The sequence below is a fragment of the Streptomyces sp. NPDC107538 genome (genome assembly GCF_055657445.1).
The window spans coordinates 350,031-371,189 of sequence record NZ_JBVKAY010000004.1; the positions used below are offsets into that span (position 1 = coordinate 350,031).

Sequence of the window (21,159 nt, forward strand, 5' to 3'; positions counted from 1 at the left end):
CTCCTCCTCCCCCTCCCCTCGGCCGGTCCGTCAAGACCCGAACCGAACGAGCCAGTCCGTGTGCTGGGGCGAGACCACCCGCTCCGCCTCGGCGACGGCGTCGGCCCACCCGTCCTCCTTGACGGTGGTGCTCATGGCGACGCGCAGGGTGTCCAGGTCCTGTTCGACGAGCTTGTGCGCGTAGGTGAGCGGCCGGTGCCGCCGGACCTCCTGCCAGGCGACACCGGCCGCGGCGGCGGCACTCAGCACACCGGTCGGATCCCAGCGCCCCTCGATCACCCCGAGCGCCCTGAGCACGGCGGCGAGCAGCGCCAACAGCGTCAGAAAGGTGGTCATCCCCGACCAGCGCACGGACGCCCGGTGCGCCTGCCCGGCCTTGTTGCCGTACCAGGCGAGCTGTTCCGAGACCCGGTCCCGCAGGTAGATGTCCCGCCGCGCCGCGAACCCCTTGGCCCGCACCGCCCGCATCGCCGGCGTGATCTGCCCGAGCCCCCGCTCGCGGGGACTCTCCCTCGGGTCCTCCCACCCCACCTTCCGCAGCTCGCTGAGCCGCTCCTCCAGCCGCTCGGCGAACATCGCCTCGGGATTGACCAGCCGCGTCGGAAACGGCCCCCCGTGCACCATGAACTGCCACGCCAGCGACTTCACCACCTCGGCCGCCGCCCGATGCGCCTGCCACTGGGCCCGGGCCCGGCGCCGTGACGCGTAGAGCCCGATCACGATCGTCAACCCGTACAGCACCGCCGCCACACCCGACGGCACCCGACTCCCCACCCGCTCCGCCAACGAAGCGGTCGCGGTCGCGAGCAGCAGCACCACCAACTGCGTCCGAACAACCTTGAACGACTCCCCCTGACGGGCTACCGCCCGCTCATCACACACCACGAACAACGGAGGCAGATCTCGATCACTCACCGTGGTACTAGGGCCGGGCATCGCAGCCATACGCACCTCGTACGGATACCGGACTCGACGGAATGGTCATGCTCTCGTCAATCTTGAGCCTGCGCCAGTGGGCCCCTGAAGGGCGCCCTCTTGACATCCGGGCAGCGAACACCTAGCGGCTCGTGATAAAAACGCGAAAGTCTGGACCCTGTCGTCCAAACCCATGTCCGAGCGTCGGCCGAAAAGGACCTCGTCGGCAAGGGGCCGATGACAGCAATCCCTTTCGAACTGGAGCGACGAGATGAACCTTTCCTTTCCCAAGACGACGCGTGGATCGGACACCGCCCGGTCAGCTCACACGAGGCTCGCCCCGCTCACGGCGGTCGCCGCACACGGGCCCCGCACCCAGCGCTCCACCGGACGGGTGACGGACGCTCGTGACCCGCACGTCGCCGGGCCGGGGTTCACCTCCAGCATCTGACACAGAGCCGGCCGGGGCCTCAACCTCCTTTTTGATCAAGGAAGTTGGGCCCCGTCGTCCTGTCATCCCCGAGTGGCGCGAGGGCTTACACTGCCGAAGTGAGGGACCCCGCGATCCAGCAACTGGTGCTCAAGATCCACAGTCGGTGCGATCTGGCCTGCGACCACTGTTATGTGTACGAGGCATCCGACCAGTCGTGGCGCTCACGCCCCACCGTCATCGCCGAGGAAACCCTCGATCAGGTGGCCCGTCGTCTCACCGAGTACGTGCTCGCGAAGAATCTGGATTCCGTCACCGTCATTCTGCACGGCGGCGAACCCCTCCTTGCCGGCCCTGCCCGACTGAGACGAATCTGCGCGGAACTCACCCGCGCTCTCGCCCCCGTCACCGCGCTCGATCTGCGTATTCACACCAATGCGGTGCGGCTGAACAGAGATCACCTGCGGATCTTCGACGAATTCCGGGTGAAGGTCGGAATCTCGCTCGACGGGGACCGGGTCGCCAACGACCGCCACCGGCTCGACCGCCGGGGTCGCAGCAGCTACGACCGGGTCCTGCGGGCCGTCGAACTCCTGCGTCTCCCTGAGCACCGGCATCTGTACCAGGGGCTGCTGTGCACCGTGGACGTGGCCAACGACCCGGTCGCCGTGCACGACGCGCTGGTCTCGCTCGATCCGCCCCGGATCGACTATCTGCTCCCGCACTCCACCTGGGACACCCCGCCCCCCGGACATGCGCCCGGCGGGCCGGCGACACCGTACGCCGACTGGCTGCTGAAGGTCTTCGACCGGTGGGAGGAACAGGGTCGCCCCATGCCGGTGCGCACCTTCGAGTCGGTGCTGAGCACCCTGCGCGGCGGGCCCAGCCTCACCGAGGCGCTGGGGCTAGTGCCCTCCGACCTGGCGGTGATCGAGACCGACGGCACCTTCGAGCAGGCGGACTCGCTCAAGACCGCGTACGAGGGCGCCCCCGCGACCGGCTACGACGTCTTCCGGCACGGCTTCGCGGAGTTCGCCGAGCACCCCGGTGTCCGGGCCCGGCAACTGGGCATCGCCGGAGTCAGCGAGACCTGCCGCCGCTGCCCGGTCGTGGAGTCCTGCGGCGGCGGCCTCTACACCCACCGCTACAGCCGCGAGAACGGCTTCGACAACCCCTCGGTGTTCTGCGCCGACCTGCGGGGCCTGGTGGAGGGGATCGCCGAGCGGATCACCGAGCGCGCACTGCACCCGGCCGTCAAGGATGCCGAGGAACTCCGCCTGTCCCAGCTGGAGTTGGACCGGAGCCTGCTGGCCCGGGCGAACGCCGCGCTGACGGATCACCCCGATCACCCCGAGTGGGAGGCGGCCTGGCGGGTGCTGGTCGAGCTGGACTCCGAGGCCGCCGGCGCCGCGCACCTCAACACCGTCCTCACCCACCCGTATCTGCGGGCCGCACTCCGCCGCTCCCTGCACAGCCCCGACCTCCCCCACCTGATGGCGGCGGTCACGGCGGCCGCCGTCCTGGCGGAGACGGACGCCACCCTGACCTGGCGGCAGCCCGGCCGGGACCTCCACCTCCCGACCCTCGGCACCCTGCGGCTCTCGGCGCCCGGACGGGTCGAATGCGCGGTCACGGCGAACGGCCTCCGGGTGACCGGCACGACCGACGACGGCACCGAACTCGGCGTCGATTGGCGGCCGTTGGAGACGGTGGAACTCACCGACGGACCGACCCTGCTTCTCGACGACGCCGACCCGTACCGTGACCGCTTCGGGGCGCCGGCCGCGGCTCCGCTGTCCCCGAGCGACCTGGCGCTCTTCGGGAAGCGACTGCGCGCGGCCCATGAGGCGCTGGACGCACGGGAGCCCGGCTGGCGCAAGGGAGCCAACGCGCTCGTCGTCACCACGGTCACCCCCCTCGCCCCGGGCTCGGGGCTGCGGCTGGGCACGCACGCCTTCGGCGCGCTCGGGGTGGCCGTCGACTTCGAGCCCGAGGACTTCGTCCGCGAACTGCCGCTTCTGGGGCGCAGATCCAGGCTCGCCGCGCTGCGGGAGATCACGGATCTCCATGTGCCGGGCGGTGACGCGGGGCGGTTGCTCGACGAGGCCAGCGAGTGTGTGGGCGCCATCGGCGCGGCCTCGGACGACAGTGCCGACTCGCCGCGGCGGCGGGCACGGGCCGCGCTGGACGCCCTCACCTCCGCCCCCGGACATCGACTCACAGCGAGTGGAGCCCACTTGGCGGACGAACTGCGTACGGAACTGGCGGTTGCCCATGACTGATACCACCCGACTCCCCGACGTGCTGGGCCGGTTGGGTGTCCGGCCCGGTGGTGTTCTGATGGTGCACTCCTCGCTGCACGGCACCGGATGGAGCCCGACCGAGGTCCGCAACGCCCTGCTCGACACGCTCGGCCCCGACGGGACGCTCGTCGTGCCGGCCTTCACGCCGGAGAACTCGGACACCTCTCCCGCGTACCACAGCCGTACCGAGGGGATGACCGAGCGGGAGAAGACCGCCTTCCGCGCGTCGATGCTGCCCTTCGAGCCGAACGCCACCCCCTGCACCACGATGGGCGCGCTGGCCGAGTGTGTACGGACAACTCCCGGTGCGGTCCGCAGCGCACATCCGCAGACCTCGTTCGCCGCGATCGGGCGTCGCGCGGAGGAGCTCCTCTCCGACCACGATCCGCACTGCCACCTCGGTGAGCGGTCCCCGATGGCGGCGCTGTACGAGGCCGACGCCCAGGTGCTGCTGCTGCGGGTCGGCTTCGAGGTGTGCACCGCATTCCATCTCGCCGAGTACCGGATGACCCCGCCGCCCCCGACCCGGACGTACCGCTGCGTGGTGGAGGACAAGGGCAACTGGATCGAGTACGAGGATCTCTCCCTGTACGACGGTGACTTCGGCGAGATCGGGGCTCGCTTACCTCATGGTTTGTTCACGGAAAGGGAGTTCGCGGGAAAACCGACGTATGTGTTCGGGATGCGCGATGCTGTCGACGCGGCGCGACACCTGATGTCCGGATATCGCTCTGAAATGACGTGAAACGAGCCATGTGTCAGGGGTGTTGATCGGGCACATTGTTGGTTCCGGCTGGAGGGGCGCCTGGGCGGGGGCACGAGGCATCGAAAGGCGGGGGCGTGTGGACACAGCTGCGCGGGGGCGGGCTCCGGACAATCGGCCGTACTTCTTTCTCAGTTACGCGCACACTCCGCCCTCCGGGCCCGACAGCGGCGATCCCGACCACTGGGTGCACACGCTGTACAAGGATCTGTGCGCGGACGTCCTGGCCCTCACCGCTCATCCGCGGGGGACGCCCGCGGGATTCCTGGACCGGGAGATGCGGTCCGGGGAGGGCTGGCCGGACCGGCTCAGTGAGAATCTCGCGCACTGCCGAGTGTTCGTCCCGCTGTATTCGCCCCGCTATTTCTCCAGCGACAACTGCGGGCGCGAGTGGTTCGCCTTCGACGAGCGCATCCGCGAGGCGCGCAACGCCGGCCTCGGCGACATCCCGGCCATCGTCCCGGTGCTGTGGACGGGCATGGACCTCGAAGGACTTCCCGAGTCCGTGCGGCAGATCCAGGTCGAGCGCAGCAAGTTCGGCGAGCGTTACTCGTCGTACGGGATCTACGGGCTGATCAAACTCAAGCGGCTGCGCGACGAGTACGAGGAGACCGTGTACGGGCTCGCCCAGCGGATCGTGCAGGTAGCCGAGAACACACCGCTGCCGTCGAGCAGGCCCCGGCCGTACGAGTCCACGCACAGCGCGTTCCGGCCGCACGGTGAGGGGCCGCGCCGTATCCACCTCACCGTGGTGGCGCCCAACCGGAGTTCCGTGCCGGAGGGCCGGGACGCCGTCCCCTACGGGGAGGACGCCACGGAGTGGAATCCGTACCACGGCGAGTCGAGGCGCCCCCTGTCCGCGCTGGCGGAGGAGCTGATCCGGTCCCTCGACTACCGCATCACCGTCTCGGACTTCGACCTCCCGGACCCCGGCACCGACAACCTCACCGCGGTCGCGTCCGAGGCCGACGGGACCGGGCAGCCGCCCGAACCGCACCCGGGGATCCTGCTGCTCGACCGGTGGGCCCTGCTCGACCGGGAGCGGCGACACCGGCTCAAGACGTTCGACTCGTCCGCGCACCCCTGGGTCGGCGCGATCGTCCCCTGGAACCGCCTCGACCTCCAGTGCCGCGGTGAACAGGGCGAGCGGCTGCGGGAGGACCTGGAGGACACCCTGCCGCTGATCCTGGAGCGGGGGCGCCGCGCCAAGTGCTGGGCGGCGGTCAACGGCGTACCCACCCTGAAGCAGTTCACCGAGATCCTGCCGGTGGTCGTGGCCCAGGCGACCCGGCAGTTCCTGAAGCACGCCAAGGCCCATCCGCCGTCCGGCCAGGTCATGCCCCGGCCACGGCTGAGTCTCGCCGACCCCACCCACCCCGATGCGGATTCCGACCACGGAGGACAGGCATGACGGCCCGCAAGGACGGACGCATCATCACCTTCTACTCGTACAAGGGTGGTACGGGCCGCACGATGGCCCTGGCCAACGCGGCGTGGATCCTGGCCGCCAACGGCAAGCGGGTCCTGGCCGTCGACTGGGATCTGGAGGCCCCGGGCCTCGACCGTTTCTTCCAGCCCTTCCTCGATCCGAGCGTCCTCGCGTCCACCACCGGCGTCATCGACATGATCACCGAGTACTGCTGGGCGGCGACCACCGGCGGCCCGCGCAGCGGCCCCTGGCACCGCGACTACGCCCGCGTCGAGCAGCACGCCGTGTCCCTCGGCCCGGAACGGCTCGGGCTGTCCTTCCCCGAGGGCGGCTCGCTGGACTTCCTGTCCGCCGGCCGCCGTAACCGGGAGTACTCGGCGACGGTGTCGTCGTTCGAGTGGGACAACTTCTACGAGCGGCTGGGCGGCGGGCAGTTCCTGGACGCGCTGCGGGAGGACATGAAGGCGTCGTACGACTACATCCTCATCGACAGCCGCACGGGCCTGTCGGACAGCGCGGACATCTGCACCATTCAGATGCCGGACGTCCTCGTCGACTGTTTCACGCTCAGCGGCCAGTCGCTGGACGGGGCCGCCGCGGTGGCCCGCAGCGTCGAGGGGGGACAGCACAAGCGGCGGATCAGGGTGCTCCCGGTCCTGATGCGCATCGACGAGGGCGAGAAGCGCAAGGTGGACGCGGGGCGGGCGCTGGCCCGGCTGCGGTTCGAGGGGCTGCCCCGCGGCGTCGACGGCGAGGAACTCGGCGCCGAACAACAGGACGCCTACTGGGGCGCCATGGAAATACCCTATGTGCCGTTTTACGCGTACGAGGAGACGCTCGCGACGGTCGGCGACAAGAGCAACATCGCCAACTCCCTGCTGTCCGCCTTCGAGCGGCTGACGAAAGTGATCTCCGACGGCGAGATCACCGCACTGCCACCGGTGCCCGAGCCGGTACGGCAGCGCTGTCTGGAGGCGTTCACCCGGCGGCAGCCGATGACGGACATCGTCGTGGTGTACGCGGCGGAGAACCGGATGTGGGCGGACTGGGTGGAGGCCGTCCTCCGGCAGACCGGCTGCAACGTCACCCTGCACGACGTGTCCACCGGCCCGCCGGAGCGGCTGGACCCGGCGTCGCGCGCCCTTCTGCTGCTGTCCCACGCCTTCCAGAAGTCCCGGCACGCGCAGACGGTTCTGCGCTCCCTGACCGACTCCGCCCTGGCGGTTCCGCGCGCCACGACGGTGCCGCTGCGCGTCGACGAGGTCAGACTCCCCGACGTGTCCGTGGACCACGAGCCGGTGGACCTGTACCGGTACGACGCCACCCAGTGCGTCGCCGCCCTGCTCGGCGCGCTGAAACTGCCGGAGCGGCCCGACGACCTCGCCGCCGTGGAGCCCCGCTTCCCGGGCAGCGCCCCCACCGTGTGGAACGCGCCGCAGCGCAACGCCACCTTCACCGGCCGCGGCCGGCTCCTCGACGAGCTGCGCGAACAGCTGCGCGGCGGGGCGTCGGCCGTGGGCACCCAGCCCAAGACACTGTTCGGCCTCGGCGGCGTCGGCAAGACCCAGGTCGCCCTGGAGTACGTGCACCGGTTCATGGCCGACTACGACCTGGTGTGGTGGATCTCCGCCGAGCGCGGCGACGGCGTCACCTCCGCCCTCGCCGAACTCGGCGCCCGGATCGGCGCCCCCGGCGGCGACGACATGGCCCAGGTCAGCCAGGAAACCGTGCGGATGCTCGCCGAGGGCGTGCCGACCAAGCGCTGGATCCTGGTCTTCGACAACGCCGACAACCCCGAGGAGCTGACCCGGTTCTTCCCTCAGGGCGGCGGGCACGTCCTCGTCACCTCCCGCAACCAGACCTGGGAGCAGCGGGGCACCTCGCTGCCCGTCGACGTCTTCCCCCGGCACGAGAGCGTCGAGCACCTGTCACGCCGGGCGCCCGGACTGAGCGCCGACGAGGCCGACCGGGTCGCGGAGGCGGTGGGCGACCTGCCGCTGGCCGTGGAGCAGGCGGCGGCCTGGCTCGCCGAGACCGCCACGCCCATCGAGGAGTACCTGCGGCAGCTGAACGAGCAGACCGCCGGCGTGCTGGACCTCAACCAGCCCGCCGACTACCCGGAGACGGTGGCGGCGACCTGGAACATCTCGATCGCCCGGCTGCGGGAACGCTCCCCCGCCTCGGTGCGGCTGCTGCAGCTGTGCGCCTTCATGGCCCCCGAGCCGATCTCCTCGCACCTGCTGTACAGCCGGGAGATGCTCGACGAGCTGAAGAAGGTCGACCCGAGCCTCCAGGAAGGCCTGATGCTGGGCCGGGTCATCCGGGAGATCGGCCGCTTCGCCCTCGCCAAGGTCGACCAGGCCAGCGCCAGCATCCAGGTCCACCGGCTGGTGCAGGCCGTGATCCGCTCGCGGCTCTCCGAGGAGGAGCAGCGGCAGGCCCGGCATGTCGTCCACACCCTGCTCGTGGGTGCCCGGCCGCCCGGCGACGAACCCATCGACAACGCCGACACCTGGCCCCGCTTCGCCATCATCTGGCCGCATCTGAACGCCTCCGAGCTGCGCAACTGCCATGAGGTCGAGCCCCGCCGGCTGCTGATCGACCGGGTCCGCTACCTGTGGAAGCGCGGTGACTTCCCGGGCGCCCGGAAACTCGCCGAGGACCTGCTGGCGCACTGGAAAAAGTCGCTCGGCGAGGACGACATGCAGTACATGTACCTGCGCGGGCAGCTCGCCAACGTGCTGCGCACCCAGGGGCGTTTCGTGGAGGCGCGCGACATCGACGAGGAGGTGCGCGAGCGGCAGCTGCGGGTGCTGGGCCCCACCCATCCGCACACCTACGTCACCACCTCCAGCCTTGCCAGCGACCTCGCCGCCCTGGGCGAGTACACCAAGGCCGTGGAACTGGCCCGCGAGGCCCACCAGGGGTTCAGCCAGCTCTTCGACGAGTCCAACAGCCGTACGCTCAACGCCGCGAACAACCTCGCGCTGGCGCTGCGCATGGTCGGCCACTACGACGAGGCGCACGACGTCGACCAGGACACGTACACCCGCCGCCGCGAGGTCCTCGGACAGGACCACCCCTACACGCTGATCTCCGCCCAGGGGCTCGGCCGTGACCTGCGTGAAGTGGGCCGCTACACCGACTCGGTGGCGGTCCTGTCGGAGGCGTACGACAGCCACAAGCGGGCTCTCGGCAAGGACTTCCCCGGCACGCTCAGCTGCGCCAAGTCGCTCGCGGTGTCACTGCGGCGGGCGGGCCAGTTCGTCGACGCGCGCCGACTGACCCAGGCGACGCTCGCGCAGTACCGGACCCAGTACACCCGGGACAAATACCCGGACCCGATCCCGGACTCGCTCGCCTGTGAACTGAACCTGGCGGCCGACCTGTACGCCGCCGACGAACCCGACCGGGCCCGGGAGACCGTCCGGGGTGTGCTGGAGCACTATGTGAAGGTCCCGGGCCGGGAACACCCCTACACCCAGGCCGCGCTCAACAACCTCGGCATCTATCTCTGGGCCTGCGGGGACGCCGAGGAGGCCGAGGAGGTGTTCCGGCAGGTGACGGAGCGGATGGCGGCGGGGCTCGGCAAGAAGCATCCGCACACGCTCTTCGCCCGCGCCAACCACGCCAACGTCCTGGCGGAGAAGGGCCGGCCGGAGGAGGCCTGGGCCCTGGAGGAACCGGCCCGCGACGTCCTCAGGTCCGTCCTCGGCCCACAGCATCCGGAGACGCTGGCCGTCATCAGCAACTCGGCGTTGACGCTGCGCTCGCTGGGCCGCGAGGAGGAGGCCCAGCGGCTGCACGAGGCGACCCTCTCCGAGCTGCGCCGGCTCGGGCAGAAGCTGGGTGAGGGCAACGGGATCACGCGGTTGGTGGGGCAGCGGCGGCGGGTCTACCGGGACCTGGAGCCGCTGGCGGTGTGAGGGGCGCGTGAGGGGGTGGGGTGCGGATTCGTCGGCGGGTGCGGCTGGCGTGTGGTTGCTCGCGCAGTTCCCCGCGCCCCTTGGAACCCTGGGGCTTCTGAGGGGCGCGGGGAACTGCGCGACCAGCCCCCACTCACCCGCAGCCGAAAAACGCCCCCTCCGCTCAAGCCGCCGCAGGCTCCGTCGCGACAAGGAGCCAGCTCAACACGTCCGGCAGAGCCCGAATCGCGGCGAAGTGCGCGGCGGCGGGTTCATAGACGGTGACCGCGCCGGGGATACGGTCGGCGAGCCAGGAGGAGTGGGCGGAGGGGGTGAAGACGTCCTTTCCGGCGTGCCAGAGCAGCACCGGAACCTTGATCTCCGTGGGGTCGAACCCCCAGGGGCCGGTGAGGGCTAGCGCGTCGTCGATCCAGCCGTACGGTGAGGTCCGCAGCGCCTCGTGGTAGTTGCGCAGCAGCATCGACCGGATGCCGTTGTCCGAGACGATCAACCGGTCCTCGTCCGTGAGGTCACCGCGCAGTTCGTCGAGCAGCCGGGCTGGGTCGGAGCGGATCGCGGCCGACCGTGGAATCAACTGGGCGACGAATCCCCGGGGATCGGTCAGCACCGAGCGGAACTCCCGGACATTGTGCGGCGCCATCCCCGCGAACCAGTCGAGTCCCTCCGCGTCCTGCGGCGCGAGCGTGACGAGCGCGGCGGCCCTGGTCACCCGGTGCGGCAGCAGCGCGGCACAGGCCAGCGCGTGCGGGGCCCCACCGGACCGGCCCACCACCGCGAAGCGGTCCAACCCCAGGGCGTCCGCGACGACTTCGACGTCCGCCACGACATCCACGACCCGCCGCCCCGGACGCCGGTCCGACCCTCCGTACCCGGGCCGGTCGTAGCTGATCAGCTGAGCGCCGCGGTGGTAGAGGAACATGGACCGGGGTCTCGGCCCCACCCTGCTCCCCGGCATCCCGTGCAGCAGGAACACCGGCCGTCCGTCCGGATCCCCCGCGCACTCGACCCGCAACCGCCGCCCGTCGGCCGTCCGGACATGGTCCGGCGTCCGTACGAGGTCATGCACAGCGTTCCCCCTCCCTCGGTCCGCGGACCGGGACCACGCTGCCCGAAGATTTCCCGCACGCCTACCCCGCGAAACGAATACGCAGGTCAAATGGGCTCTAAACAAAGCGACCTGATTCAGCGTCAGTTATGGCTTGACTTCACCACTCCTTCACGTCAGATTCGAGGCTCCGCACCCCACCCCGCCCGCACAGGAGTTCCGTCGTGGCCGGGGAGCAGCACGGTCAGGGTCCCTTCGTGAGGCTGGAGTGTCCGGCATGGGCAAGAGCGCGGAATCCGAGAGACGTACGGGGGCGGAGGCCGGCCCCAGTCGGCGGCGGGTGATCGGTGCGGCCGCCGGGGCGGGTGTCGCGGTCGCGGCCGGTGGGGTCGCGGGGAGCCCGGCCTCGGCGGCCGCCGCCCCTCCCCTCCTCGGCACCTACGACGTCGTCGTCATCGGCTCCGGCGCGGCCGGGATGACCGCCGCGCTCACCGCCGCGAAGCAGGGCCTGAGTTGTGTGGTCGTGGAGAAGGCGCCGACGTTCGGGGGGTCGGCGGCGCGGTCGGGGGCCGGGATCTGGCTGCCGAACAACAGCGTGATCAAGGCGGCGGGGGTGCCGGACACCCCGGCCAAGGCGGCGAGGTACCTCGCGGCGGTGGTCGGGGACGCGGTGCCCGTCGACCGGCAGAAGGCGTTCCTGGACCACGGGCCCGCCATGCTGTCGTTCGTCATGGCGAACAGCCCGCTGAGGTTCCGGTGGATGGAGGGGTACAGCGACTACTACCCCGAACTGCCGGGCGGGTTGCCGGGCGGGCGGTCCATCGAGCCGGACCAGTTCGACGGGAATCTGCTGGGCGACGAACTGGCCCGGCTGAATCCCGCGTATCTGGCCACGCCGGCCGGGATGGTGGTGTTCAGCGCCGACTACAAGTGGCTCGCGCTGACCGCCGTGAGCGTGAAGGGGCTGGCCGTCGCCACGGAGTGCCTCGCCCGGGGGACCAAGGCCGCGCTGCTCGGGCAGAAGCCGCTCACCATGGGCCAGGCGCTGGCGGGCGGGCTGCGGGCGGGGCTGCTCGGCGCGAATGTCCCCGTGTGGCTCAACACCCCTTTGACGGACCTGTACTTGGAGAACGAGGCGGTGACGGGCGCGGTCGTCACCAGGAACGGTTCCGCCGGACTCGTCCGCGCCCGTCGCGGCGTCGTCGTCGGCTCCGGCGGCTTCGAGCACAACGCGGCCATGCGGGCGCAGTACCAGGAACAGCCCGTAGGCACCCAGTGGTCGGTGGGGGCGAAGGAGAACACCGGGGACGGGATCCGGGCCGGTCAGCGGGCCGGCGCCGATCTCGCGCTGATGGACGACGCCTGGTGGGGCCCGGCCGTCGACACCCCGGGCGAGGCCTGGTTCTGTCTCGCCGAACGCACCCTGCCCGGTGGGCTGTTAGTCAACGGCGCCGGTGCGCGGTTCGTCAACGAGGCGGGGCCGTACAGCGATGTCGTCCACACGATGTACGAGAAGGACACCGCGTCCGCCGCGCACATCCCGGCCTGGCTGATCGTCGACCAGAACTACCGCAACCGGTACCTCTTCAAGGACATCGCGCCGACCTTCCCGTTCCCCGACGCCTGGTACGACGCCGGGGCCGTCCACAAGGCCTGGTCGATCGACGCGCTCGCCGGTGCCATCGGGGTCCCCGCAGCCGCCCTGCGCTCCACCGTCGACCGCTTCAACTCCCTTGCCCGGCAAGGCGACGACACGGACTTCGGGCGCGGCGACAGCGCCTACGACCACTACTACACGGACCCGTCCGTCGCCCCCAACTCCTGCCTCGCGCCCCTGTGGTTGCCGCCCTACTACGCCCTGCGCATCGTCCCGGGCGACCTGGGCACCAAGGGCGGCCTCCTCACCGACGCCCGCGCCCGCGTCCTCCGCCCGGACGGCTCGGTGATCCCCGGCCTGTACGCGGCGGGCAACGCCAGCGCCGCCGTGATGGGCCGCAGTTACGCGGGCGCCGGATCGACGATCGGACCCGCGATGACCTTCGGCTACGTGGCGGCACTGGACCTCGCCGGAAAACTCTAGGCCGGGTCAGCCGCGGAGTCCCCGGTTCCGTCGAGCCTCAGGTCGATGTACGGGATCGTGTCGCCGTCCAGCACGTAGCGCTCGACCTCCACGAAGCCGTGGTCGAGCGCGAACCGCAGTCCGTCCCCGTTCGACTCCAGGACGCAAGTCTCGATCACCCGGGCGCCCAGCTCCCGCGCCCGCCGCACCGCCCGCTCGTACAACTGCTCGCCGAACCCGCGCCGCCGGTGTTCGGCGAGCACCCGGGCGATCACCGTCGCCGTGGCCGTCTCCCCCTCAGGCGGACGCACCGTGGAGTTGCCGACGAGGACGCCGTCGGCGTACGCGAGTTCCAGATGGTTGCGTACGGCGCGCTCGCGGACGTCGTCGAGGGAGAGGAGGTGGGTCGGGATGACCGTGTTGTGGACGTGCCGCCAGGCTTCGAGTTCCTCGTCCCCGGCCGTACCGTCCACGTGTCTGATGTCGAGATCGCTCACGGCGTCAGCCTAGACATCACTGGTGTGCCTGTGTGCCTGTGTGCCTGTGTGCCTATGCGTCTATGCGTCTATGCGTCCAGCAGCGCGTACGCCCGTACGGGAAACGTGCCCATGCCCTCGACGGCCGGTGGCGCGGCGTGGAAACGGAAGCCCTCCGGGGGCAGTTGCTCCAGGCCCCGCAGGTGTTCGACGACGGGGATGCCCGCGGCGAGCAGGCCCGTGTGGGCGGGGCGGGTGCCGTCGTCGGTGTCGTCGATGTTGAGGGTGTCCATGCCGACGAGGACGGCACCCTGGTCCACCAGCCAGGCGACGGCGTCGGCGGTGAGGTAGGGGTGGCCGTGGCCGTACCGCTCGGTGCCCCAGTGCCGGGCCCAGCCGGTGTGGATCAGCACCGCCCGGCCGGTCACGTCGTACGGCAGCAGCGCGTCCGGGTCCACGGCCCGGCCCCGGTCGGCGATGCCCTCGACCCGGACGACGACCCCGTCGAGGTCGGTCAGCCGGTCGAGCGGGAGACCGGAGAGGTCCTGGCCGTCGTCGAAGCGGTGGTGCGGGCTGTCGACGTAGGTACCGGTGTTGGACACCATCGAGATACGGCCCATGGCGAACTCGGTGCCGGGCGCGTAGATCTCCCGGGACGCCTCCCGGGTGAGGTGCTCGCCGATCTCGGGCCCGGGGAGGCCGGGGTAGGTGATCATCCCGTGCCGGATGGGGTGGCTGAGGTCGACGATCCGCCGCTGCTTGGTGCTCATGCCCCGATCCTCTCTGCAGTGCCACTGCACCACAAGCAAGATTTACTGAAGCGGCACTGCAGTAAGGCTTACAGTGCGGCCTATGGAACTGGACCCCCGCCGACTGCGCGTCCTGCGCGCCGTGGCCCTGCGCGGCGGTGTCGTGGACGCGGCGAAGGTGCTGCATCTGACGCCGTCGGCCGTGTCGCAGCACCTCGCTCAGCTGGAGCGGGAGGTGGGCCAGCCGCTGGTGGACCGTTCGCGGCGCCGGGCGGGGCTGACCCCGGCGGGCCGGCTCCTCGCGGCGCGGGCCGAGCGGATCGAGCACGAACTGACGGAGGCCCGCCGTGAACTCGCCGAGCTGACCGGCCGTTCGACCGGACCGGTGACGGTCGCCGCGTTCTCCTCGGCGGTCTGTCATCTCCTCGTCCCGGCCCTCGCCGCCCTCGCCCACGGCCACCCCGGTCTGGAGCCTAGGGTGGTGGAGGCCGAGGGCCCGGAAGCCCTGCGCGAGCTGCGCACCGGCGGCCTGGACCTGCTGGTCGTGGAGTACGACGCCGCCGACCCCGAGCCGCACGAGCAGGGGCGGGACCTGGCGTCCGCGCCGGTCGCCGACGACGAGTACCGCGTGGTCACCCCTGCCGACTGGTCGCCGGCGCCCCGCTCGGTCCGCGATCTGGCCGACCGCCCCTGGGTCACCGCCCCGCCCGGCACGGCGTGCGGCCGTGCCCTGGCCCGGATCTCCGCCCAGTACGGCTTCGCCCCGCAGCGCGCCCACACCGCCGCGGAGTTTCCGACCACGCTGGCCCTGGTCCGGGCCGGCCTCGGCGCGGCCGTCGTCCCCACCCTCGCCCTCACCGACACCCCGCCCGACACCGTGGCCCTCCCCACGGTCCGGGTAGCGGGCCACCGCCGCATCGCAGCGGTCTGGCCGGCCTCCCCCTCGGGCCCCCAGCCCCGCACCGCGGCCCTGGTCCAGGCCCTCCAACAGTCCGCTCTGAACCTGGGCCTCACACCCGCGCCCTGAAGGGGCGCGGGGAACTGCGCGAGAACCCCGACGAAACCCGCACCCGTCAACTCACCCCTCCACCCACCCCACCACCGCCGCGCCCCCGGCGTCGTACGCGGCCAGCGCCACCCCCAGAGGGGGTGCGCCCAACTCCCCTGGCCCGACAGGGGTGTTGGGCGCCCCGCCCGCGAAGCCGGACACGATGTCCGTACCGCCGCCGACGGAGAACGGTGAGACCGGTGAGACCGGGATCGACGACCCAGCGAAGCTGGTCGCAGGCCCGCCCACGCCACGCCATCTCCCGCCGCCGCCCCCTACCGGGCCTCACCGACCGCGCCGATCAGCGCGGGACGGGAGCCGAAGCGGGGATCCACGGCGCTCGACCGTCGCTCCGCGACGGCTTGATCCCCGGACGCCTCCCCCTGCGGGGCCGCAGCTCGTTCCTGCGGCCGCAGCACGGCGACGCCGGACGACGTCCGCGGAATCGCAGGACGGCGACACCAGAGGGCGTCATCACGAGGGGGCGCCCCGGGGCAGAGGCCCCGCCCCCGGGGGGGCGTGCACCCCTCCCGGCCCTCGGCCCGCCCCTCCCGGCCGACCGGGAGCGATCCTCGCAGCCGCCCCTCCCCAGGCCCCGGGCCCGAACCCCAGGCCCAGGCCCAGGCCCGGCCCCTGAGCCAGACTCGAACCCGGCCCCCGGCTCAAACCCCGCACCCCGGAGCCAGACTCGAACCCCAGACCCCACGCTCGACGCCCCCAGGCACCCCGGCACCCCCGACACCCCCGACACCCCCACCGACATGCGCCCCCTCCCCCTCGCCGCGCGAGAAGCCCACCCATGCCGCACGAGGGGCCCAGGCACCCTCGCAGGGTGATCCCGGGCCCCGTCGTCGAGGCTCGCGCGGGCCGGCTCAGCGAGTCGGCGAGTCGGCGTGGGCCTCGACGCGGCTCGGGTCCGACGGGGCGGCCTCCCCCTCGGCACTCTTCTTCGCGAAACCACGCCGTCCCGGCAGGACCGCGAGGACGATCAGCGTCCCGGCGGCCATGATGATGCCGCCGATCAGGCTGGTCTGGGCGACGCCATGGGCGAAGGCCTGGTGGACGGCGTCCACGACCGCCTGGGCCTGCTGGGGACCGGCGGACGGATCCTGGGCGACGCGCTCGGCGACGGCCAGCCCACCACCGACGGAGTCCTTGGCCGTCTCCATCGCGGCCGCCGGCAACTGGTTGCCGACCAGATCGGTCAGCTCGTCCCGGTAGGCGGTACCCAGCAGCGAGCCCAGCACCGCGATACCCAGCGCACCGCCCAGCTCCAGCGCGGTGTCGTTGGCGCCGCCGCCGACACCCAGCTCGGACTCGGGGAAGGAGTCCATGATCGTGTCGGTGGCCGGGGAGACGCTCAGCCCGATGGCGAAGCCCAGCATCATCATCGGCGCCAGGAAGTCGGCGTATGTCGAACCCTTGTCGACCTGGGTGAGCAGGAACACCCCCGCCGTGCCGACGACCATGCCGGTCACGACCATCGCCTTCACACCCAGCCGCGGCGTCAGCTTCCCGGTCACCACGGCCCCGAGGAACACCGCACCGGCCAGCGGCAGCAGCCGTACACCCGTGTCCAGCGCGTCGTAGCCGAGGACGAACTGCAGGAACTGGGTCGAGTAGTAGATCGCGCCGAACGTACCGAAGAAGAAGAACAGCACCGCCAGCATCGAGCCACTGAAGGGCCGCAGCGCGAACTTGCGGACGTCCAGCATCGGGTGCGGGTGCCGCAGCTCCCAGACGACGAAGGCGAGCAGACCGACACCGGCCACCACGGCCGCGGTGACGGGGCCGGCGCCCCAGCCGAAGTGCGGGCCCTCGATGGCCGCGTAGACCAGGGAGCCGACGGAGACGATCGACAGCAGACCACCGACGTAGTCGATCCGGCCCATGCCCGCCGCCTTCGACGGCGGCACCAGGGCGAGCGCGCCGACGACGGCGACGAGCGCGATGGGCACGTTGATCAGGAAGGTCGAGCCCCAGGCGTGGTCCTCCAGGAGCCAGCCGGCCACCAGCGGACCGACCGCGATGGCCAGCCCCGAGGTCGCGGTCCAGGCGGTGATCGCCTTGACCCGCTCGCTCCGGGGGAAGGTCGCGACCAGCAGCGACAGCGTGGCGGGCATCACGACCGCGGCGCCGACACCCATGATCGCGCGGGCCGCGATGACCAGCGAGGTCTCGTCGACCAGGCTCCCCATCACCGAACCACCGGCGAAGATCAGCAGCCCCAGGACCAGCGCGCCACGCCGGCTGTACTTGTCGCCGATCGAGCCCAGCACCAGCATCAGCGCCGCGTACGGGACGGTGTAGCCGTCGACGACCCACTGCAGATCGCTGCTGGTCAGGCCCAGGTCGGTGGTCATGTCGGGGGCGGCGACGATCAGTGACGTGTTCGCCATCACCACGATCAGCAAGCTCAGGCACAGCACGAGCAGCGCCCACCAGCGCCGTGCGTACGGCCCGGTCATCTTCTCCACGGGGGTGTTCGCGAGGAAGGGCATCGGAAGCTCCTAAAGGGACGAGTACGACGAGCAGCAGCACTTAATTGCCCATCGATGTGCAGACTAGTTTATTGCCCATCGGTGTGCAACTATCGCGTTGTCCCCCTCCCCTCCCCCGATCCCGATCCCGATCCCGAGGTGCCGGTATGACCACCCGACCAGCACGGACACCCCCTCCGCCGCCGTACGCCACACCTCCGCACCCGAGGCCGTACGTCCCGCCGGGTCCACCCCTGCGCCGCGACGCGCGCGCCACCCGCGCCCGGATCCTGGAGGCGGCCCGGCAGGAGCTGACCCGCGACCCCGACAGCCGACTGGAGGACATCGCCGGAGCCGCCGGTGTGGCCCGGCGCACGGTCTACGTCCACTTCGCCGGCCGGGCCGCGCTCGTCGAGGGCCTGGCCGCCGAGGCCGCGGAGGCGATCCGGCTCGCGGTCACGGCCGCCCCCGCCGCGACCTGCGACGCGGCGGCCGATTCCGACGCGGCGACCGAGCTGGCGCGTCTCGTCCTCACCGTGTGGCCGGTCGGCGACCGCTTCCGCACCCTCATCCGGCTGGCCCGCCAGGACCTCGGCCCCGACCGCGTCAACGCACTGCTGGCCCCGACCCGCGACCTGGTCACCAGGGTCCTCGCCCACGGCCAGCGGCAGGGCACCTTCCAGACCACGGTCCCGCCCGACCCGCTCAGCCGCGCCATCGAGGCCCATCTGCTGACCCTGCTCGACTGCGTCAACCACGGCATCTGGTCCGACGACGGCACCCGCGCCGCCACCGCCGCCCTGATCGCCGCCGGAGTCGCCCCCGACACCGCCGCCACGAAGGTCGACGGCCTGCGGGGAACCGGGTCGCCCCCGGAGCCCCGGTGAAACCCGATCCCCCGAAAAGTCCCCGACCCCCTCTGGAATCCCCGGAGTAACCCGCCCCCGAAGGAGCACCCGTGAACCGGTCCCGCCGCAACGCCGACCACGAAGACGACCTCGACCACACCTACGACGACTTCCACGACAACACCTCCACGTACGACTACTCCTACGAGCCCGCCGACGGCTCGGCGTACGAACCGCAGGCCCCGCCACCCCGCGCCCGCCGGGCCACCTGGGGCACCGACTCCGCTCCCCGCACCCGCCGTTGGCGCCGGCGCCCCCTCGTCATCGCCGCCGCCTCGCTGGCCGCCCTGGTCCTCACCCCCGTCGCGGTCGACCGGGCCGTGGCCGCGCGCATCGAGTCACGTACGGCGCAGGCGTTCCAGGAGGGCATGGACACCCCCGCCCGGCCGGAGGTCGAGGTCCACGGCTTCCCCGTGCTGGCGCAGGCGGCCTCCGGCACGCTGGACCGGGTGGACATCACGGCGCGCGACATCCCCGCCGAGGGCTCGGACCGCCCGCTGCCGGTGACCGAACTCACCCTGGAACTGGACGGGTTGACCAAGTCGGACGACGACAGCGAGGCCCGCGCCCGCACGGCGGAGGCGACCGCCTTCCTGTCGTACGCGGACCTCTCGGACGCCCTCGGCCTGGAGATCTCCCGGGGCTACGGCGCGGACCGGATCCGGGCACGTCTGCTGACACCGCTCGGCTTCGAGGCGACCGCGACGACGACCGTCTCGGTGGCCTCCGGCAACCGCGTCGCCTTCAAGGACTTCAAGGTCGCGGGCCGCGTCGCCCTGCCCGAGGCCGGCGAGAAGCTGCTCGACAAGGTCTTCTCCCGGCCGATCGCCCTACACAACATCCCCGAGGGCCTCCACCTGCGCTCGGTCACCCCCACCGCCCAGGGCCTCACCGCCCGCCTCTCCGGCAGGTCGGTCACCTTCCACCCCGACGCCGCATAGGACGGGCACAGCTCCCGGCGGACTGTCAGTCGCCGCCAGGCTCTGCCAGTTGCCCTCAGGCGTCGTCGGCCGGAGTGGCCGCCTCGCCCATCACGGCCGCGACCTCCTCGACCACCGCGCCCGCCCGCTTCTCGGGCACGCCGGCGGCGATGAGGGTGGTGGTGGCGATCCGGTGCCCGTCGTCGTCCTCCAGCGCACCGGTGTTGACGGCCTCCAGGAGGGCGACATGCATCGCCTCCAGGCCCGCGCTCTGCACGGCGGGCGGCAGATGGGAGTGGAAGACGCCGTCCCGCTGCCCGCGCGCGAGGATGGCCGCGACCGCCTCACGGGCCGGCCGCAGCACCTCGGCGACGCGCTCGGAGCCGAGGTCCCGCCGGGCCAGCGCCAGGAGCATCCGGTAGCGGTCGCCCACCGGCCACATGGTGAACACGAACCGCGCCAGCGCCCGCTCGGCCTGCTCCGTGGGCCCCGGCCCCGCCGCCACCGCGTTCCGCAGCGTCTCCGCGGCCTCCTCGGCGAGCGCCTCCAACAGCGCCGCCCGCCCCGGGAAGTGACCGAAGAGCGTCCGGCGTACGACCCCGGCGGCCCGCGCCAGCTCCTCCAGCGTGATGTCGGGGTTGCGCCCCAGCTCCTCACGGGCCGTGGCCAGGATGCGCGCCCGGTTGGACCGCGAGTTACGGCGCATCGGCTCGCGAGCCACGGGCTTGGTCACGGACAACCTCGGAGGGATCGGTGCGAAGACGCAGAGTCAGGGACAGCAACAGAGACAACGACGAACAGCGGTCCCCATTTTGTCACGCGGCCCCGGACGGCGAGAGAACGACCGCAAGACACCTCGCGGACCACGCGGAACGACCCAGGAGCGCGCGGTGGGACGGGCGGGACTCGAACCTGCGGGCAGACCTGGCGCGGCGTTTCGATCGGGTCAGCCGATCGCCGGGGAGTGAGGACTGCTCCGGGTCCGCCGACTCGAGTGCAGACCGCCACCTTGCGTTCAGGACCCGGTGCGGTAGCGGGTGAGCATGAGCGCGACGGCTTCGTCCACGATCGTGGTGTCGGTGGGGTCGGGCGGGATGAAGTCGGTCCGTACGAGTTGGGGCCACAGGAGCTGGCCGCAGATCATGCCGAGGAACTGTTCGGCCACTGCGGATGTCGGCTGTGTCTGTCCGTCGGCCGAACGGAAGTCGAGTGTGCCGGCCTGCGCTTCGGCGTCCAGGTAGTCGCGGAGCCGGTCGAAGAAGGGTCCGCGGTCGATGGCGAAGCCGGTGCCGACGATGTCGGCGAGTTCCGGCATCTGCGGAAGTTCGGTGATGATCAGGCGGCACAGCGCCGCCGTCCCGGGGCGCGAGACCAGGCAGGCGTAGTCGCGGCCGATGTGGTCAAGACCGTACCGGGGGTCACCGGGCGGGGGCGGCGCGGCGTACTGCACGTCCAGCTGCCACTGTTCGGAGGTGACGGCCGCGAACAGCGCGGCCTTGGAGGGGTACCGCTTGAAGAGGGTGCCGGTGGAGACGCGGGCCTCCCTGGCGATCTGGGCCAGGGAGGTCTTGTCGTATCCCCGGGCGAGGAAGAGGTCGCGGGCGGCGCGGATGATGCGCGCGCGGTTCTCCGCCTTGATCTGCGCGTGATACCCGGCCTGGCACGAATCGCCACCGGATTCCGCTCGGTCACGGTCCGCCGCCGTCAT

At 71.6% G+C, this 21,159-nt stretch carries 16 protein-coding genes; 8 read left to right on the forward strand and 8 right to left on the reverse strand.

Going from position 1 to position 21,159, the window contains the following annotated elements; translation table 11 throughout:
* Positions 1 to 30 precede the first annotated feature (30 nt).
* Positions 31 to 945, reverse strand: a complete 915-nt coding sequence (locus ACZ7MG_RS16065; RefSeq protein WP_471380156.1) for a DUF4231 domain-containing protein — start codon at positions 943 to 945, stop codon at positions 31 to 33.
* A gap of 519 nt (positions 946 to 1,464) precedes the next feature.
* Here ACZ7MG_RS16065 and fxsBH point away from each other — a divergent pair.
* The 4 genes from fxsBH to fxsT all read left to right on the forward strand — a co-directional run bounded on the left by fxsBH (position 1,465) and on the right by fxsT (position 9,766).
* Positions 1,465 to 3,627 carry a radical SAM/SPASM protein FxsBH, inactivated beta-hydroxylase extension form gene (fxsBH, locus tag ACZ7MG_RS16070; RefSeq protein ID WP_471380155.1) on the forward strand — a complete coding sequence of 721 codons (2,163 nt, stop codon included), beginning with the start codon at positions 1,465 to 1,467 and terminating at the stop codon, positions 3,625 to 3,627.
* Positions 3,620 to 4,393: an AAC(3) family N-acetyltransferase gene (locus tag ACZ7MG_RS16075; RefSeq protein ID WP_471380153.1), complete on the forward strand. Its 774-nt coding sequence runs from the start codon at positions 3,620 to 3,622 to the stop codon at positions 4,391 to 4,393. The genes fxsBH and ACZ7MG_RS16075 overlap by 8 nt, the downstream gene beginning before the upstream one ends.
* A 97-nt stretch (positions 4,394 to 4,490) precedes the next feature.
* The gene (locus ACZ7MG_RS16080; protein ID WP_471380152.1) at positions 4,491 to 5,822 is read left to right on the forward strand and encodes a TIR-like protein FxsC; all 1,332 of its coding nucleotides are present in this window, start codon (positions 4,491 to 4,493) and stop codon (positions 5,820 to 5,822) included.
* Positions 5,819 to 9,766: an FxSxx-COOH system tetratricopeptide repeat protein gene (fxsT, locus tag ACZ7MG_RS16085; RefSeq protein WP_471380150.1), complete on the forward strand. Its 3,948-nt coding sequence runs from the start codon at positions 5,819 to 5,821 to the stop codon at positions 9,764 to 9,766. Before ACZ7MG_RS16080 ends, fxsT begins: the two co-directional genes overlap by 4 nt.
* Before the next feature lie 163 nt (positions 9,767 to 9,929).
* Here the strand turns inward: fxsT and ACZ7MG_RS16090 are convergent, their stop codons facing one another.
* Positions 9,930 to 10,832 carry an alpha/beta fold hydrolase gene (locus ACZ7MG_RS16090; protein WP_471380148.1) on the reverse strand — a complete coding sequence of 301 codons (903 nt, stop codon included), beginning with the start codon at positions 10,830 to 10,832 and terminating at the stop codon, positions 9,930 to 9,932.
* Between the two features lie 256 nt (positions 10,833 to 11,088).
* On the opposite strand from ACZ7MG_RS16090, the gene kstD reads away from it, so the two are divergent.
* Complete coding sequence (gene kstD / locus ACZ7MG_RS16095; RefSeq protein ID WP_471380147.1) at positions 11,089 to 12,891, forward strand: 3-oxosteroid 1-dehydrogenase; 1,803 nt, start codon at positions 11,089 to 11,091, stop codon at positions 12,889 to 12,891.
* Here the strand turns inward: kstD and ACZ7MG_RS16100 are convergent.
* Entirely contained in the window at positions 12,888 to 13,367 is a 480-nt protein-coding gene (locus tag ACZ7MG_RS16100) for a GNAT family N-acetyltransferase (RefSeq protein ID WP_471380146.1), read from the reverse strand. The genes kstD and ACZ7MG_RS16100 overlap by 4 nt on opposite strands.
* A 68-nt stretch (positions 13,368 to 13,435) precedes the next feature.
* Entirely contained in the window at positions 13,436 to 14,116 is a 681-nt protein-coding gene (locus tag ACZ7MG_RS16105; protein ID WP_471380145.1) for a cyclase family protein, read from the reverse strand.
* 82 nt (positions 14,117 to 14,198) lie between these two features.
* Here ACZ7MG_RS16105 and ACZ7MG_RS16110 point away from each other — a divergent pair, with 82 nt between their 5' ends.
* Entirely contained in the window at positions 14,199 to 15,122 is a 924-nt protein-coding gene (locus ACZ7MG_RS16110) for a LysR family transcriptional regulator (RefSeq protein ID WP_471380144.1), read from the forward strand.
* A gap of 51 nt (positions 15,123 to 15,173) precedes the next feature.
* Here the strand turns inward: ACZ7MG_RS16110 and ACZ7MG_RS16115 are convergent, their stop codons facing one another.
* Together ACZ7MG_RS16115 and ACZ7MG_RS16120 are read right to left on the reverse strand one after the other, a co-directional pair.
* On the reverse strand, positions 15,174 to 15,392 hold the full coding sequence (locus ACZ7MG_RS16115) for a hypothetical protein (protein WP_471380575.1): 219 nt from the start codon (positions 15,390 to 15,392) through the stop codon (positions 15,174 to 15,176).
* 623 nt (positions 15,393 to 16,015) lie between these two features.
* Positions 16,016 to 17,644 (reverse strand): MFS transporter, encoded by a 1,629-nt coding sequence (locus ACZ7MG_RS16120; protein ID WP_471380143.1) that lies wholly within the window; start codon positions 17,642 to 17,644, stop codon positions 16,016 to 16,018.
* A 146-nt stretch (positions 17,645 to 17,790) separates the two neighbouring features.
* On the opposite strand from ACZ7MG_RS16120, the gene ACZ7MG_RS16125 reads away from it, so the two are divergent.
* Positions 17,791 to 18,510 carry a TetR/AcrR family transcriptional regulator gene (locus ACZ7MG_RS16125; RefSeq protein WP_471380142.1) on the forward strand — a complete coding sequence of 240 codons (720 nt, stop codon included), beginning with the start codon at positions 17,791 to 17,793 and terminating at the stop codon, positions 18,508 to 18,510.
* Positions 18,511 to 18,581: 71 nt separating this feature from the next.
* Positions 18,582 to 19,472, forward strand: coding sequence for an LmeA family phospholipid-binding protein (locus tag ACZ7MG_RS16130; RefSeq protein ID WP_471380141.1), 891 nt, complete (start codon positions 18,582 to 18,584; stop codon positions 19,470 to 19,472).
* Positions 19,473 to 19,527: 55 nt separating this feature from the next.
* Here ACZ7MG_RS16130 and ACZ7MG_RS16135 read toward each other — a convergent pair whose 3' ends face one another.
* Both ACZ7MG_RS16135 and ACZ7MG_RS16140 read right to left on the reverse strand, forming a co-directional pair.
* Positions 19,528 to 20,184: a TetR family transcriptional regulator gene (locus ACZ7MG_RS16135; protein WP_471380140.1), complete on the reverse strand. Its 657-nt coding sequence runs from the start codon at positions 20,182 to 20,184 to the stop codon at positions 19,528 to 19,530.
* 282 nt (positions 20,185 to 20,466) lie between these two features.
* Complete coding sequence (locus tag ACZ7MG_RS16140; protein ID WP_471380138.1) at positions 20,467 to 21,159, reverse strand: TetR/AcrR family transcriptional regulator; 693 nt, start codon at positions 21,157 to 21,159, stop codon at positions 20,467 to 20,469.